10 protein-coding genes are annotated in these 16,092 nt (G+C 65.1%); 5 read left to right on the top strand and 5 right to left on the bottom strand.

From position 1 onward, the window contains the following. Positions 1-119: 119 nt before the first annotated feature. On the bottom strand, positions 120-1,133 hold the full coding sequence (locus tag ACVJ5M_RS08610) for an LLM class flavin-dependent oxidoreductase (protein WP_063980956.1): 1,014 nt from the start codon (positions 1,131-1,133) through the stop codon (positions 120-122). A gap of 399 nt (positions 1,134-1,532) precedes the next feature. On the opposite strand from ACVJ5M_RS08610, the gene metF reads away from it, so the two are divergent. The 3 genes from metF to ACVJ5M_RS08595 all read left to right on the top strand — a co-directional run bounded on the left by metF (position 1,533) and on the right by ACVJ5M_RS08595 (position 7,804). Further along, positions 1,533-2,474 (top strand): methylenetetrahydrofolate reductase [NAD(P)H], encoded by a 942-nt coding sequence (gene metF / locus ACVJ5M_RS08605; RefSeq protein WP_063980955.1) that lies wholly within the window; start codon positions 1,533-1,535, stop codon positions 2,472-2,474. A gap of 6 nt (positions 2,475-2,480) precedes the next feature. Further along, positions 2,481-6,329, top strand: a complete 3,849-nt coding sequence (metH, locus tag ACVJ5M_RS08600) for a methionine synthase (protein WP_063980954.1) — start codon at positions 2,481-2,483, stop codon at positions 6,327-6,329. A 686-nt stretch (positions 6,330-7,015) separates the two neighbouring features. Continuing rightward, positions 7,016-7,804 (top strand): hypothetical protein, encoded by a 789-nt coding sequence (locus tag ACVJ5M_RS08595; RefSeq protein ID WP_063980953.1) that lies wholly within the window; start codon positions 7,016-7,018, stop codon positions 7,802-7,804. 12 nt (positions 7,805-7,816) lie between these two features. Here ACVJ5M_RS08595 and ACVJ5M_RS08590 read toward each other — a convergent pair whose 3' ends face one another. Further along, on the bottom strand, positions 7,817-8,446 hold the full coding sequence (locus ACVJ5M_RS08590) for a glutathione S-transferase family protein (protein WP_063980952.1): 630 nt from the start codon (positions 8,444-8,446) through the stop codon (positions 7,817-7,819). Between the two features lie 195 nt (positions 8,447-8,641). Here ACVJ5M_RS08590 and ACVJ5M_RS08585 point away from each other — a divergent pair, with 195 nt between their 5' ends. Beyond that, positions 8,642-9,796, top strand: coding sequence for a BBP7 family outer membrane beta-barrel protein (locus ACVJ5M_RS08585; RefSeq protein ID WP_063980951.1), 1,155 nt, complete (start codon positions 8,642-8,644; stop codon positions 9,794-9,796). Between the two features lie 103 nt (positions 9,797-9,899). Here the strand turns inward: ACVJ5M_RS08585 and ACVJ5M_RS08580 are convergent, their stop codons facing one another. The 3 genes from ACVJ5M_RS08580 to glpK all read right to left on the bottom strand — a co-directional run bounded on the left by ACVJ5M_RS08580 (position 9,900) and on the right by glpK (position 14,763). Further along, complete coding sequence (locus ACVJ5M_RS08580; RefSeq protein WP_063980950.1) at positions 9,900-10,493, bottom strand: GNAT family N-acetyltransferase; 594 nt, start codon at positions 10,491-10,493, stop codon at positions 9,900-9,902. Between the two features lie 194 nt (positions 10,494-10,687). Next, entirely contained in the window at positions 10,688-13,135 is a 2,448-nt protein-coding gene (locus ACVJ5M_RS08575; RefSeq protein ID WP_063980949.1) for a penicillin acylase family protein, read from the bottom strand. 122 nt (positions 13,136-13,257) lie between these two features. After that, entirely contained in the window at positions 13,258-14,763 is a 1,506-nt protein-coding gene (gene glpK / locus ACVJ5M_RS08570) for a glycerol kinase GlpK (protein WP_063980948.1), read from the bottom strand. A 310-nt stretch (positions 14,764-15,073) separates the two neighbouring features. Here glpK and ACVJ5M_RS08565 point away from each other — a divergent pair, with 310 nt between their 5' ends. After that, the gene (locus ACVJ5M_RS08565; protein WP_283016890.1) at positions 15,074-16,033 is read left to right on the top strand and encodes an IS5 family transposase; all 960 of its coding nucleotides are present in this window, start codon (positions 15,074-15,076) and stop codon (positions 16,031-16,033) included. Positions 16,034-16,092: the final 59 nt, after the last annotated feature.

The following is a 16,092-nucleotide window of genomic DNA, read 5'->3' as shown; positions in this document are numbered from 1 at the left end:
CGTGTCCCGGACGCGCGAAGCGCGAGCCGGGATCCAGGGGCGGCGATACCCGGAGCGCGATGGGCCCCGGCTCTGCAGCGCACCGCTTCGCGCTGCGCCGCGTCCGGGGCACGAGAGCTTTACGCGGCCGCTTTCAGTCCGAACGCCTCGGCCAGCAGCGAATACGACTTCTTACGCGCGTCGTGATCGTACACGGCCGTAATCACCATCAACTCGTCCGGTTTGCTCGCATCGATCAACGGCTGCAGCTTCTTCTGCACCGTCGCCGGATTGCCAACGAAGAGGCGTGAACGGTTGCGCGAGATCGAAATGCGCTCGGCGTCCGTATAGGGATAGGCCAGCGCCTCCTCGACACTCGGCAGCGGCAGATATTGCCCGCGGTCGCGGCGCAGGCGGTTGAGATCGAACGAGGTGGCGAGCTTTTCGGCCTCCTCATCCGTGTCGGCCGCGATCACGGCGACCGCGAGGATCGCGCGCGGGCTCGCGCTCCAGGCCGAGGGCTGGAAACGGTTGCGGTAATGCACCATCGCATCGATCGCGTCATGGGACGCGAAGTGATGGGCGAAGGCGAAACCCATGCCGACTTGCGCAGCGAGCTCCGAGGAATAGTCGCTGGAGCCGAGCAGCCAGATCGGCGGCAGCTTGGTGTCGTCGGGCATCGCGACGACGTTGTTGTAGGGGTGCCCTGCGGGAAATTCGCGGGTCTCCCACAGAATCAGTTCGTGCAGCCGCTCCAGGAAGTCGTCGCCCTCGCGGCGGTCGAGACGGCTGCGCAGGGCGTAGGCCGTGGCGCCGTCGGTACCGGGGGCGCGGCCGAGACCGAGATCGATGCGGCCGGGAAACAGCGCCTCCAGCATCTTGAAGCGCTCGGCCACCACGAGCGGGGCGTGGTTGGGCAGCATCACCCCGCCGGAGCCGACGCGGATGTGCTTCGTCACCGCCGCGATCTGCCCGATCATCACGTCGGGCGCCGGGCTCGCCACCGAGGCGAGGTTGTGATGCTCGGCGAGCCAGTAGCGGACATAGCCAAGCCCATCGACATGGCGCGCCAGATCGATGCTGTTGCGCAGCGCCGCGGCGGGTCTTGTACCTGTGGTGACGACGGAGAGGTCGAGGACTGAGAGCGGGATCATGGCGCGCTAAGGTAGTGAAGGCCGGCGCGGCGGCAATGGGCAGACTGCGCAGGTCTGGCGTGTGCGGGCCGCGAACCCGCACGGCAGCGCCAGTTGAGGCGATGGGACGAGATTTGTCGCGGCAACACCATCTTCACACTGCCCACACCCCCTATTTGCTCCCGCCCGCCGCCAAAACCGTTGCAATTTGTTGATTTATATAACATTTTGTCATATCCGCGTACTTCCCACTCGCACCCTCATCCGTTCAATATTTCCACCGTTACCGGTGAAAGTGGGCGACTTCCCATCACCGATGGGCTGTCGAGTGCGACCGCTTTGGCTTATCTTGCCCGCATCCAATCGAGACCTGACTGCCGGCCGCCGAAAGCCGGACGAGCCCCTGGAGTGAGTGGTGCCATGACTGATCTGACGACGCCTGCCCGAGCCGAAGGGCAAGACGGGCACCTCCAAAACGGGCACCTCACCTCGAAGCGGCCTGCAATCTCCTTCGAGTTCTTTCCGCCCAAGACGGAAGAGATGGAGCGCAATCTCTGGGAGACCATCAACCGGCTCGCTCCGCTCGACCCGAAATTCGTCTCCGTGACCTATGGGGCCGGCGGCTCGACCCGCGAGCGCACCCATTCGACCATCACCCGCATCCTCAAGGAGACCGCGCTGCTGCCGGCCGCGCATTTGACCTGCGTCGGCGCCTCGCGCGGGGAGATCGACGAGATCGTCGATCGCTATCACGAGGTCGGCGTCCGCCACATCGTCGGCCTGCGCGGCGATCCCGCCGGCGGCATCGGCACGCCCTATTCCAGCCATCCCGACGGCTACCAGAGTTCCGCCGACCTCGTTGCGGGCATCAAGAAGCGGCACGGCGACATCGAAGTGTCCGTATCCGCCTATCCCGAGAAGCACCCTGAAGCGCGCGACTTCGACGCCGACATCGACACGCTGAAGGCCAAGGTCGATGCGGGTGCGACGCGCGCGATCACGCAGGTGTTCTTCGATAACGACCTCTACTTCCGCTACCTCGACCGCGTCCGTGCCCGAGGCATCGACATCCCGATCGTGCCCGGCATCATGCCCATGCACAATTTCAAGCAGGCCCGCAATTTCGTCACCCGCGCCGGCACCTCCGTGCCGGATTGGCTGGCGGAGAAATTCGACGGCCTCGACGACGACGCCGAGACCCGCAAGCTGGTGGCCGCGACCGTTGCCGCCGGCCAGGTGCAGAAGCTGGCGAAGCGCGGCGTCGACACCTTCCATTTCTACACCATGAACCGCGCCGATCTCGTGTTCGCGATCAGCCATTTGCTCGGCATCCGCGCCAAGAGCGCGCAGAAGGCGGCTTAAGATAAAATGACCACTCCCGTTTCTCCCAAGCGAACTGCCCTGCTCAATGCCGCCCGCGAGCGCATCCTCGTGCTCGACGGCGCCATGGGCACGATGATCCAGAACCTCCAGTTCGACGAGGCCGCCTTCCGCGGCGAGCGCTTCAAGGATTTCCATCGCGACCTGCGCGGCAACAACGATCTGTTGATCCTGACCCAGCCGCAGGCGATCGAGGACATCCACGCCGCCTATTTGCGCGCCGGCGCCGACATCGTCGCGACCAACACTTTCTCGACGACCTCGATCGCGCAGGCCGATTACGACCTCACCGACATCGTCTACGAGATGGCGCGCGAAGGCGCCCGCCTCGCCGGCAATGCCGCTCGTCGCATCGAGGCCGAGGACGGCAAGCCGCGCTTCGTTGCGGGGGCCATCGGCCCGACCAACCGCACCGCCTCGATCTCGCCCGACGTTTCCAATCCCGGCTACCGGGCCGTCACGTTCGACGATTTGCGCAAATCCTATGGCGAGCAGATCAACGGCATGCTCGACGGCGGTGTCGATCTGCTGCTGGTCGAGACCATCTTCGACACGCTGAACGCCAAGGCGGCGCTCTATGCGATCGCGGAAATCACCGAAGAGCGCGGCATCGACGTGCCCGTGATGGTGTCGGGCACCATCACCGACAAATCGGGCCGCCTGCTGTCGGGCCAGATGCCGGAAGCGTTCTGGAATTCGGTGCGGCACGCAAAACCCGTCACCATCGGCTTCAACTGCGCGCTCGGTGCGGAAGATCTGCGCGCCCACATCGCCGACATCGGCCGCGTCGCCGACACCTTGGTGTGTGCCTATCCGAACGCCGGCCTGCCCAACGAATTCGGTCAGTACGACGAGACCCCGGAGTACATGGCGCGCCTGGTCGGCGAATTCGCGCGCGATGGCCTCGTCAACATCGTCGGCGGCTGCTGCGGCACCACGCCGGACCATATCGCGGCGATTGCGGCGGCCGTCGCCCCGCACAAGCCGCGTATCGTGCCGGAAATCGAACCTCGCTTAAGGCTCTCCGGCCTCGAGCCATTCATCCTGACGGACGCCATCCCGTTCGTGAACGTCGGCGAGCGCACCAACGTCACCGGCTCCGCTCGCTTCCGCAAGCTGATCACCGCCGGCGACTACACCGCCGCGCTGCAGGTCGCCCGCGACCAGGTCGAGAACGGCGCGCAGATCATCGACGTCAACATGGACGAAGGGCTTCTGGATTCGGAAGCCGCGATGGTGACCTTCCTCAATCTCGTCGCCGCCGAGCCCGACATCGCTCGGGTCCCCGTGATGGTCGATTCCTCGAAATTCTCGGTGATCGAGGCCGGCCTGAAATGCGTGCAGGGCAAGCCGGTCGTCAACTCGATCTCGATGAAGGAAGGCGAGGAGAAGTTCATTCACGAGGCGAAGATCGCCCGGCGCCATGGCGCAGCCGTGGTGGTGATGGCGTTCGATGAGGTCGGCCAGGCCGACACGTTCGCGCGCAAGACCGAGATCTGCAAGCGCGCCTATGACATCCTGGTGGACCGCGTCGGCTTCCCGCCTGAGGACATCATCTTCGATCCGAACATCTTCGCGATCGCGACCGGCATCGAGGAGCACAACAATTACGGCGTCGACTTCATCGAGGCGACGCGCTGGATCCGCCAAAACCTGCCGCACGCGCATATTTCTGGCGGCGTCTCCAATCTGTCGTTCTCGTTCCGCGGCAACGAGCCGGTGCGCGAGGCGATGCACTCGGTGTTCCTGTATCACGCCATCAAGGCGGGCATGGACATGGGCATCGTCAATGCCGGGCAGATGATCGTCTATGACGACATCGATGCCGAGCTGCGCCAGGTGTGCGAGGACGTCATCCTCAATCGCGACCCCGGCGCGTCCGAGCGCCTGCTGGCGCTCGCGGAGAAATTCCGCGGCAACAAGACCCAGACCAAGGAAGCCGACCTCGCCTGGCGCGAATGGCCGGTGGCGAAGCGGCTGTCGCATTCGCTGGTCCACGGCATCACCGAATTCATCGAAGTGGACACCGAGGAGGCCCGCAAGGCATCCAAGCGTCCGCTCGACGTGATCGAGGGCCCCTTGATGGCCGGCATGAACGTGGTCGGCGACCTCTTCGGCGACGGCAAGATGTTCCTGCCGCAGGTGGTGAAGTCCGCGCGCGTGATGAAGCAAGCGGTGGCGTGGCTGATGCCGTTCATGGAGGAAGAGAAGGCGCGCAACCTCGCCAACGGCATCGGCACCGAAGGCTCCTCGTCCGCCGGCAAGATCGTGCTCGCGACCGTCAAGGGCGACGTCCACGACATCGGCAAGAACATCGTCGGCATCGTGCTCCAGTGCAACAATTTCGAGGTCATCGACCTCGGCGTGATGGTGCCGGCGGCCAAGATCGTCGAGACCGTGAAGGCGGAGAAGGCCGACATCGTCGGGCTATCAGGCCTGATCACGCCCTCGCTCGACGAGATGGCGTTCTTCGCCGGCGAATTGCAGCGCGAAGGTTTGAAGCTGCCGCTGCTGATCGGCGGCGCCACCACGAGCCGCGTGCACACGGCGGTCAAGATCGACCCGAGCTACCGCGCCGGTCCCGTCGTCCACGTCAACGACGCCAGCCGCGCCGTCGGCGTCGCCTCCTCGCTGCTCTCGCCAGAGAAGCGCGAGGCTTATGCCGCCGAAGTGCGTGCCGAATACGCAAAAATCTCGGACGCGCATCTGCGCGCGCAGGCGGACAAGAAGCGCCTGAAGCTCGCGGCCGCGCGCGCCAACCGCGTGCCGGTCGACTTTGCCAAGAACAAGCCGGTGAAGCCGACCTTCTTGGGCATCCGCAGCTTTGACGAATACGATCTCGCCGAGCTCGTGCCCTATATCGACTGGACGCCGTTCTTCCAGACCTGGGAGCTTGCCGGCCGCTTCCCCGCCATCCTTGACGATTCCAAGGTCGGCGAAGTCGCACGCTCGCTCTACGACGACGCGCGCAAGATGCTCGATCTGATCGTCAAGGAAAAGTGGTTCAGGGCGCGCGCCACCGTCGGCTTCTGGCCGGCGAATGCGCAAGGCGACGACATCGTGCTCTATGCCGACGAAAGCCGGACCAAGCAGATCGCGACGCTGCACACGCTGCGCCAGCAGCTCGAGAAGCGCGAGGGCCGGTTCAACGCCGCGCTCGCCGACTTCGTCGCGCCCGCCGGCGTCCCCGATTATGTCGGCGGCTTCGTCGTCACGGCCGGCATCGGCGAGGACGTGGTCGCCGACCGCTTCAAGATGGCCAATGACGACTACTCCTCGATCCTGTGCAAGGCGCTGGCCGACCGCCTCGCCGAGGCCTTTGCGGAACGCATGCACGCCCGCGCGCGCCGCGAGTTCTGGGCTTATGCACCGGACGAAGCACTCTCCTGCGACGATCTGATCCTCGAGAAGTACCAGGGCATCCGCCCAGCGCCGGGCTATCCCGCGCAGCCCGATCACACGGAGAAGGCGACGCTGTTCGAGCTGCTCGATGCGGAGGCGACTGCCGGCGTGAAGCTGACCGAGAGCTTTGCGATGTGGCCGGGCTCTTCCGTGTCGGGGCTCTATTTCGCGAACCCCGAGAGCTATTATTTCGGCGTCGGCAAGATCGAGCGTGACCAGGTCGAGGACTATGCCGCACGCAAGGGCATGACGGTGGCGGAAACCGAGCGCTGGCTCGCGCCGGTGCTGAACTACATCCCGTCGCAGCAGACCGACAAGGCCTTCGCGGCGACACCCGCAAACGACGAGACGTCGAAGGACCTCGCCTCGCATCCGCCCGGCTGCACCTGCGCGGTGCATCTCGTCTGGCAGAAGAAGCGCGCGGGGGCGGGGTAGGCCCCGCCTTCGCTTCCCAAGACTAAAAAAGTGAAAAACAACCCCATGCACAGTAGAGGTGGGGTTGAAAGGCTTGAAGAATTTCGGTCTTGCCGAAACGGCTTGCTCCGTCGGGCAAAACACCGGTAATATTCCATCATCGCCTGCCGTGCCGATGGATGCCACGCGCGCGTCCCCATCCTCCCCTGGAGGGGGATTTCGCATGCAGCGAACCGGAATGCGGACCGAGGTGGGTGACGGTCTCTCCGCGTGAACACTACCCGTGTTGAGAGGTCACCCCACCCCGCTCGCGCTTCGCGCGAACGACCCTCCCCCTCCAGGGGAGGGTAGAGACCTCACTCTTTCGGCAGCGCCGGCTGCACGATCTCCCTGGACGGCGCCTGCGCCTCGCAACAACCGGCAGTGCGCGACGCAAAGAGCGGCCTGCTCCTTTCTGACACACCACCAGGACGAGTCGCGGTCCGGAATTCGGCTCACCGGCAATTTCGCGCAGGAACCGGGCGGTGTGAACTCGTTCACTTGTCCGCTCAACCTTGATTCGCTACTCTATCGGTCTACTACCTTCAAACCGATGGTTTGCTTGGGATCGAGCATATGACGCAGTTCATTGCACTGTTCGTCGCCGCGATCGCCCTTGTCGTGCTGCCCACGATTGCCGCGGCTGACTGTCCGAAAGGCTACGTGCCATGCGGCGAACGAAACCAGTTGTGCTGCCCGCGAAAGTAGCAAGTCGCAAATGGCTTTGGCTTGGTAGCCTCGTCTTTGTCGCGACCGGCCTGGTGATGGTTGCAGCCTGGGTCGGATACCCGCGAAAGAAACAGACGATTGCGGCCATCCTCTCCGAGACCGGATATTTCGAGGTGGTCCCGCCGAGCACGTTCGGCGGTCCCGGCACCATCAACACGATCGAATATCTGAGCAATGGCCGGCTGGAGCTGCATCCGACCTGCGATATCGACCCCGCGCTGCTGGCCGACAAGATCCGGAAATCACCGACCGTGGACCGGGACCTGAAGCAGTCGCTCGAGAAGAATCTCGACGTGTCCGCGCAGGTCAGGGACAAGCTGTCGGCGGTCGCCGGAATGCAGCAAGTTGATTCAATTCACCTCAAGCTCGAGAACGCCAACATTCTCCTGATCTCCGACGAGTCGCTGATATCGACCCGCAATGCATTGCTGAAGGCCGAATGCGAGGACGCGATCGCCCTGAACCTTTCGAGCGGCGGAGTCGTCTGCCAGACGCGGTCCGTGCTGGAGGCCGACGTCGTCTACGAGATCAAATATCACAACACCATTTCGATGGAGGAGCGGGCCAAGCTGACATCCGAGATCGCGGCGAAGCTCGAGCTGGACGCCCACCAGGGATCGGACGACAAGGTGTCCGGCTCTCAATTGTTCTTTGGCATAAGGCTGTCGCCGAATCCGATCGTCCTGAAGTCCGCGGCGGGCGAGATCAAGCCCTGCAACAGGAGATAGGACGCCGCGCTTTCACCCTTTCGGCGGGGCCAGCGGCTGCACGATCTCCTTGAACGGTGCCAGCGCCTCGCAGCGTTCGGCGTGCGCCGACAGCGCCGGATAGCGCGATGGCTCGAACAGAAGCGGATGCGCTTCGCGGGTGAAGCGCACGACGCAGGCAACCGCAATGTCGGCGTGGCCGATCCGGTCGCCCAGCCAATACGCCGTCGTCCCCCCGGCGCGCTCGGCCTCCAGCACGCCGAGCACGTCGCCGATCTGCGCCTGGCAGCGCTCGACCCAGAGCGCAAGCTGCTCCTTCCGCAGCACGCGCTCATAGAGCAGGCTCACCGCCTTGTCGCCAAGGCCGGTGGCGAGCGCGCAGATCCGCAGGTGCTTCCGTCGCTCGGCGCCGCCGCGCGGCAGCATCGCCTTTTCAGGCCCGACGAGCTCATCGAGATAATCGAGAATGATCGTGCTCTCGATCAGCGCCTCGCCGTCGTCGAGCACCAGGGTCGGCACGCGGCGCAGCGGATTATACGGCGCGATCTTGTCGGCGTCGCCGAAGGTGGACCATGGCCGGTGCTCAAAGGCGAGGCCGTAGAGCCGCAGCGCGATCGCGACACGGCGGACGAAGGGAGAATCGTATTGGCCAATCAGGAACATGGTTCTCGCTCACTAGTCAGTGCCGGGGCTCGAAGCCGGCCATTCACCTTCTTCACAAGGCTATTATCGAACGACACAGCCAGCGAGCGGTGCCCAACGGCAACAGCTACACATTTTCGTCTCGGCACCGCCTCAACTCCAGCTTGCCGAACAAATTGTCGCATGGTTCATTCCGCGGACCCAGAGGGAAGCCAAATGAATCGGCGGGCATTGAGAGCGGCAGCGGTCGGCCTGGCTCTTACGGCGATCGTGCCCGACGTCACGTCAGCAGCCGATCTGCCGATGAAGGCGCCGCCCAAACCTGCCGACTTCAATCCGTTCTGGGCCGAGGCCGACTACCTTGCCTGGAGCGTGACGGGCGACAAGCTGCCGGCGCTGGTGACCACGAGCCCGGTCGGCACGCCGCTGGGAGTTGTCGGCGTGCTCGGCCAGCCCACGACGACCGTGCTGTTCGGCAATTCCAGTGTGAACAACGACTGGCGTTCGGGCGGGCGCATCACCGCCGGCTACTGGTTCGATCCGCAGCGCAGCCGCGGCATCGAAGCCTCGTTCTTCGGGCTGGAGAATCTCTCGACCGGATTTGCGACCGACACCAATGCCAATCCGATCCTGGCACGGCCCTTCACCAATGCGCTGACGGGATTTCCCGACGCGCTGATCGCGGGATTTCCGGGGCTGGCCACCGGCAGTGCCAGCGCGAGCGAAACCTCGCGCCTGCTCGGCGCCGGCGCGCTCTATCGCTGGGATCTCGGCGCGTGGAGCGGACAGCGCGTCAGCGCGCTGGTTGGCTATCGCTATCTGCGGTCGACCGACACGCTGACGATCTCCAATACTGCGACCATTCTTGCCTTCGGCACCTTCAGCCCCACCGACAATTTCAAGGCGTCGAGCAATTTCCACGGCCTCGATCTCGGCCTCACCGGCGACTGGCGCAATGGCCCGTGGTCGCTGGAGTGGCGCGGCAAGGTGGCGCTCGGCGCCAATCTCAACAGTGCCGACATTTCGGGCTCGACCGCCTCGACCGTGGCCGGCGTCACCACTACGGCCCCCGGCGGCTTCCTCGCGCTGTCGAGCAATATAGGCCATTACGACCAAACCCGCTTCGCCGTGGTGCCGGAGCTGTCGTTGAAGGCGGGATATCAGGTTGCGCCCGGCTGGCGGCTGATCACCGGCTACGACGTGATGTACTGGACCGGCGTACAGCGCGCCGGCGGGCTGATCGACACCACCGTCAATCCGAACCTCGCGCCACCGCCGGCCGGCGGCGGGCCGAACCGGCCCGCGCCGGTGCTCAACACGACGAACCTGCTTGCGCAGGGGTTCAGTTTCGGCGTGCGGTATAATTATTGAGGGCGTGTAGCCCGGATGGAGCGCAGCGTAATCCGGGATTCTGTCAGCGTGCGAGAAAAACCCGGATTGCGCTTCGCTCCATCCGGGCTACGGGCCACGAACATCACTCGATGATCGGCACATGCTTCGCCGCCGTCCGCGACGCCGTGCCATCGAGGCGCGGATCGTTGGCGATTTCGATCTGGCGGCGGAACGCACGAAATCCCGAGCGCTGATAGAACGCGATCGCCGACGGATGGTCGAAGGTGCAGGTGTGCACCCAGACACGGCGTACGTCGCCAGACCATGCGCGCTCCAGCGCGCGGTTCATCAGGAAGCGGGCGGAGCCGGTGCCGATCAGCTTCGCCGTGACGCCGAAATAGACCAACTCGCACTGGCCGGGCTCGCGGAAATCTAGTTCGAGCAAGCCTTCATCGCGGCCGTCCGCGACCAGTGTGTAGACCTCGACACCCGCTGCGTGGATGATCGCGGCGAGCTCCGCGTCGTTCATGCGCATCCGCGAAAACCACAGCCACTCTTCGCCCACGCGGCGGTGGAGATCGCGATACCAATGAAGCGCGGGCGCGTCGACCTTGCGCAAGGACCACGCGCCTGGAGGATCGTCGCGGCGCGCGGGAGGTGCGGTCATCTCCAGGTGGGTGACGACCGCGGCGATCTTGCCGGCGGGGATGTCGGAATAGCCGTCAGGGATGAGCATGGGGCCTCTCAGAAAGACATGACGAACAGCTCGCTTGCGGCCCATCCTTCGAGACGCCCGCTTACGGCGGGCCCTCAGGATGAGGTCGCGTTTGGCGGCGGGATATCAGACCCTCATGGTGAGGAGCCCGCCTAAGCGGGCGTCCCGGACCATGCAGGCCGCGCTCTTCCGGCACTCTCCAGCCAACAAGTCGCTCATCGCGGCGTCAAAATGATCGCTTCCGCGGTCGCGGCTTCGACGGCCGGGCGGCTGTAGAGCAGCGGGACATATTGGCCCGTGGCCCAGAGCGGAGCGAGGTCGCGATAATGGGCGCTGAAGGGATCGCCGGATTGGCCGGGCGTGTTGATGGTGCGGCTCGCATCCCAATTGCCGACGTCGAGCACCATGCGGAACGATGCGCCGGCGAACAGCTGGTAATCGGCGCGGCGGTAGGTGGCCGCGCGCGGCACATTGGCGGCACCGCCATAGGCGAGCGGGCCGACCGAGAGCTGCGCGGCGGTGGCCTTGTCGGCGAGCGGCATCAAGGCATGGTCGAACTTCGCGACATGCAGCCGGCCCCAGCGCCAGGTCGAGGCATCCGGCCCGAGCTTGCCCGCGACGTCGGCCACTGCGGCGCCGAGGCTGTCGCGCAGGATCTGGTCGCGCGCGGCAGCGGGATCGGCGCCGAACGAGGCATCGGGAGATTCCAGATAGGCGACCAACGCCGAAATGCTCGACGCCTCCGGCGCGATCAGATCGGCGGCCTTGGGAGCCGTGGTCTTCAGCAGCACCGGCCCAAGATGATTGGCGATCCAGACCTCGAACACGGCAGCCGCCGCGCTGTCGGCGGCATCGCGCGCGTCCCACGGCTTGAGCAGATCGAGACCCTTCTTCACATTGGGATCGTCGGAGGTGAGCGGCTGCAACAGCTTGACGAGGCGCCGCCCGAGCATCGCGGTGTCGTCGTTCTGCAAATCCATGGCGTCGGCGAGCGTCACCTTGCTGTTGGCCGCGAGCACCTCGGTGATGCGTTGCCAGCGCGCGCTGTCGGACCATTCAAAGCCGACCTTGCGTTCGGCTATCGGGTAATCGGCCGGCAGGTTCATCTGGTTGGCGGTGGCGAGAAAGCCCTGCTTGGGCTGATAGGCCTTCGGCAATTCGTCGAGCGAGAGAAAGCCCTGCCACTCATAGCGGCCGTCGCCGGGCACCGGCATCAGGCCGTCGAAGTTGGCGCGCCGCGGCGTCTTGCCGGCGGCAACCCAGCCGATATTGCCGCGGGTGTCGGCATAGACCTGGTTCTCCGATGGCGCGCCCCAGCGCCGCATGGCGGCGAGGAAGCCGTTCCAGTCCTTCGCGGTCATGTAGTCGGAGGACCCGAAATAGGCGGAGGTGCCGGGCTCGAACCAGATCGAGCGGACGGCAAAGGCGCGCTTGTTCGCATCGTCGACGAAGATGACGGGACCGTGCCGGGTGAATTTCAGCTCGAGGTCGCGATCGGCCTCACCCTTGACCTGCTCGGTTTCGTGGACGATGCGCATGTCCTCCCAGCCATTGCCGTAGCGGTACTGGTTGGGGTTTTGCGGATTGAGCTCGTAGACGTAGAGGTCTTCCTGGTCGACGTTGAAGATGGTGAGGCCGAAGGCGATGGTGCCGTTGTGGCCGATCGAGATGCCGGGCAGCGCCGGCTCGCCGGCACCGATCACGGAGAGGCCCGGCGCATTGAGGCCGACGATGTAGCGCAGCGAGGGCACACTGTGCTCGCGATGCGGATCGTTGGCGAGGATCGGGCGGCCCGTCGCCGTGCGCGAGGCCGCGATCACCCAATTGTTGGAGCCGATGGTGTCGCGCTGCTGGTCGGCCTCGGTGAGGTATTTGTCGGGATCATGGGCGAGTGCGGCCTGCTTGTCCTTCGGTGCCGCGAAGGCCACCGGGCGCGTCGCGAGATCGTAGGCCGCGAGCACGGCCTTCGGCACGCTGCAGGGGTCGAGACCATCGGGGACTTTCGTGGTCCATGCCGGCTCGAGCTTGACCCGAAAACGATCGGCATCCAGGCCGGCCGCGCAGGCGACCAGCGAGCGCTTGACCTCGGAGGCGACATTGCGCGTCAGGCCGTGGCTGCGGATGCGGACGACGTCATCCGCCGTCCACGGATCAGGCATGGTGCCGGCGATCCTGAACTCGATCGGCAGCGGGCGCTTTCCCGCACGCACATCGGCGACATAGGCATTGACGCCGGCGACAAACGCGTCCGCATAGGTCTTCGCCTTGGGACCGTAGGCCGCCCACTCCGCATTCATGTCGCCGCGATAGAGGAACAGCCGCAGCGCCTTGTCCTGCTCGGCATAGGCCGGGCCGAAATCCTTGGCGAGCAAGCCAAGCCCGCGCTTGCGCCAGAGATCGATCTGCCAGAGCCGGTCGCGCGCGGCGTTGAAACCTTGCAGGAAGAACAGGTCGTGCTCGTTGCCGGCGTAGATGTGCGGAATGCCCCAGACGTCGACCAGGATCTGGGCGGGGGCGTCGAGGCCCGCGACGTCGGTCTTGAGCTGCCGCGCGCTGCCGAGCGGATTCGGCTTGTCGCGCGCGATGGCCGTCGAGGTGAGCAGCACGGCGCAGATCGCTGCGCCGCAGAGCTTTTGGATGACCCGGTTGAGATCCGTGTTCATTGTCTTCTCCCGTTGTTGTTATTTTAGTCCGTAGCCCGGATGGAGCGAAGCGTAATCCGGGAATCTTACTCGTGGAGAAAACCCCGGATTGCGCTTCGCTCCATCCGGGCTACGACATCCGCCTATCCCTCTCCCTCGTCGCTCGCGAGCACGCCCTTCACCGCACGCGCCCAGCCGGCGAGCTTCCGCTCGCGCGTCGCCTGGCTCATGTTCGGCTTGAAGCGGTGCTCGAGGCGCCAATTGTCGGCGAACTTTGTCGGCTCGGGATAGACGCCCGCCTGGAGGCCGGCGAGATAGGCGGCGCCCAACGCGGTGGTCTCCTGGATCACGGGGCGATCGACCGGTGCGTCCAAGAGATCGGCGAGGCGCTGCATGGTCCAGTCGGACGCGGTCATGCCACCGTCGACGCGCAGCACGACGCTCGCGACTTCCGAGCTCGGCCAGTCCGCGCGCATCGCGGCCCAGAGGTCGAAAGTCTGGTAACACACGCTCTCCAGCGCGGCGTGGGCGAGCTCGGCCGGACCGGTGTTGCGGGTGAGGCCGAACAGCGCGCCGCGCACCCGTGGATTCCAGTAGGGCGCCCCCATGCCGACGAAGGCGGGGACCAGATAGACGCTCTGCATGGAATCGGACTGGTCGGCGAGCGGTCCGGTCTCGGCGGCGTGCTTGATGATGCCGAGGCCGTCGCGCAGCCACTGCACCGCAGAACCCGCGACGAAGATCGAGCCTTCGAGCGCGTAGGTGCGCTTGCCGTCGAGCTGATAGGCGACGGTGGTGAGCAGCTTGTTCTTGGAGACGACCGGCGTGGTCCCGGTGTTGAGCAGGGCAAAACAGCCGGTGCCGTAGGTCGACTTCATCATGCCCGGGCGGAAGCAGGCCTGGCCGATGGTCGCGGCCTGCTGGTCGCCCGCGATGCCTGAGATCGCGATCGCGCCGCCGAACAGGTCCGGCGTGCTCTCGCCGAAGCGGGCGGAGGAATCCTTCACCTCGGGCAGCATCGAGCGCGGCACGCCGATGATCTCCAAGAGCTCGTCGTCCCACTGGCCGGTGTGGATGTTGAACAGCAGCGTGCGCGAGGCGTTGGTGGCGTCGGTGGCGTGCACCTTGCCGCCGGTGAGGCGCCAGAGCAGATAGCAGTCGACGGTGCCGAACATCAATTCGCCGCGCGCGGCACGCGCCCGCGCGCCGGGGACGTGGTCGAGAATCCAGGCGACCTTGGTGCCGGAGAAATAGGGATCGATGATCAGGCCGGTCTTCTGCGAGATCACGGGCTCGCGGCCGCCGGCCTTGAGTTTCGCGCAGATGTCAGCGGTGCGGCGGTCCTGCCAGACGATGGCGCGGTGCACGGCCTGGCCGGTGGCGCGGTCCCACACCACGGTGGTCTCACGCTGGTTCGTGATGCCGATCGCGGCGATGTCCTTAGGCCCGATGCCGGCCTGCTCGATCGCGTCTCGGCAGACCATGACGGTCGAGGTCCAGATGTCCTCCGGCTCATGCTCGACCCAGCCCGAGGCCGGAAAATGCTGCGGAAACTCCTGCTGCGCGCGGGCGGCAATCGAGATGTCACTGCGAAAAACGATGGCGCGCGACGAGGTGGTGCCCTGGTCGATGGCGAGGACGAAAGACATGGAGCTTACCCTGGCGTTTCCCTGAGAGGGGGTCATTGTGTCGCGCCAAAGGGAGCGGATTAGGGCGGGAAGGTCAAGATTGGATGAGCGGACACGGCCGCCTCCCCTTCTCCCCTTGTGGGAGAAGGTGGCGCGCAAAGCGCGCCGGATGAGGGGTATGCTTCAGCGAATTCAGCGGTAAGAGGGTTGCACATGGAGAGAAACCCCTCACCCGTCTCGCCGCTATGCGGCGAGCCACCCTCTCCCACAAGGGGCCTGTTGCGTAATTCGTCAATTGTGATTCCCTAGGGCAAAGCCTTGGAGGGTAGCGATGGCGGTCAAGCGGACGGGACAGCCGAGCTTTGTGGAAGCACTGATGCCGAAGGGAGCCGGCGCCAATGCGGCGCTGGATCGGCTGGCCGGCCTGGTCAAGTGGTACCGGTTCGAGAAGCTGATCGGCCATTTGCGGGATGAAGGGAGCCCCGGTCGTCCAGGCTATCCGGTGCTGGTGCTGTTTCGTGCTGTGCTGTTGCAGTCGCTGTATGGTCTTTCGGAGCGCGAACTCGAGGAAGCGCTGGGCGACCGGTTGTCGTTCAAGCGCTTCGTCGGTTTGAGCCTTGAGGATGCGACGCCCGACCATACGGTCCTGAACCGCTTCCGGAACCAGCTCGTTGAACAAGGCCTGCTGGAGAAGCTGTTTGGCGAATTGGATCGTCAGCTTGAGAATGCTGGCGTGATCCTCAAGCGCGGCACGATGCTGGATGCGACCTTGATCCAGGCAGTCTCGGCTCCGCCCAAGGCGGATCGCCCCTCAAACGACCCTGATGCCCGGTTTGCCAAACGGCAGGGCAAAAGCGGCTCGACCTTCGGTTACAAGGCTCATGTGGGTGTGGACGAAGGATCCGGCTTGATCCGCGCGGTACTGACCACACCGGCCAACATCAACGACACGACACCGGCGGACGCTTTGATTCGCGGCGATGAAGCCGTGGTCTGGGCCGATGCGGCTTACGACACCCATGCCCGACGGGCCCGGCTGAAGGCGGAAGGCAAGAAGCCCCGCATCGCTCGTCGGCCCAACAGACATCACCCGGAACTGCCGCCCAGGCTCAAACGCTACAACCTCCTCATCGCGCGCCGACGAGCCCAGGTCGAAACCACCTTCGCTACTCTCAAACGCCGCATGCGGCTGACCTGCATCCGCTACGTCGGTCTGATCAAGGCGACCGGGCAAGTCCTGCTCGCCTCAATCGCCTTCAACATGAGGCGGTGGGCCACGATCGCCGCGTGAGCTGCCCGCTCAGGGCGACAACTACAGATCTTGGCAGGCAATTGCCGGGACCAGGGCAC

It is taken from the genome of Bradyrhizobium sp. S3.7.6 (genome assembly GCF_054061875.1).
The sequence above is the reverse complement of the archived record's forward strand: the minus strand, read 5'-3'. Positions and strand labels throughout refer to the sequence as shown.

Bases quoted from the DNA above. Each gene is read 5' to 3' on its own strand.
- ACVJ5M_RS08610 (WP_063980956.1), bottom strand. From the start codon at position 1,133: ATGATCCCGCTCTCAGTCCTCGACCTCTCCGTCGTCACCACAGGTACA.
- metF (WP_063980955.1), top strand. From the start codon at position 1,533: ATGACTGATCTGACGACGCCTGCCCGAGCCGAAGGGCAAGACGGGCAC.
- metH (WP_063980954.1), top strand. From the start codon at position 2,481: ATGACCACTCCCGTTTCTCCCAAGCGAACTGCCCTGCTCAATGCCGCC.
- ACVJ5M_RS08595 (WP_063980953.1), top strand. From the start codon at position 7,016: ATGCGGCGAACGAAACCAGTTGTGCTGCCCGCGAAAGTAGCAAGTCGC.
- ACVJ5M_RS08590 (WP_063980952.1), bottom strand. From the start codon at position 8,446: ATGTTCCTGATTGGCCAATACGATTCTCCCTTCGTCCGCCGTGTCGCG.
- ACVJ5M_RS08585 (WP_063980951.1), top strand. From the start codon at position 8,642: ATGAATCGGCGGGCATTGAGAGCGGCAGCGGTCGGCCTGGCTCTTACG.
- ACVJ5M_RS08580 (WP_063980950.1), bottom strand. From the start codon at position 10,493: ATGCTCATCCCTGACGGCTATTCCGACATCCCCGCCGGCAAGATCGCC.
- ACVJ5M_RS08575 (WP_063980949.1), bottom strand. From the start codon at position 13,135: ATGAACACGGATCTCAACCGGGTCATCCAAAAGCTCTGCGGCGCAGCG.
- glpK (WP_063980948.1), bottom strand. From the start codon at position 14,763: ATGTCTTTCGTCCTCGCCATCGACCAGGGCACCACCTCGTCGCGCGCC.
- ACVJ5M_RS08565 (WP_283016890.1), top strand. From the start codon at position 15,074: ATGGCGGTCAAGCGGACGGGACAGCCGAGCTTTGTGGAAGCACTGATG.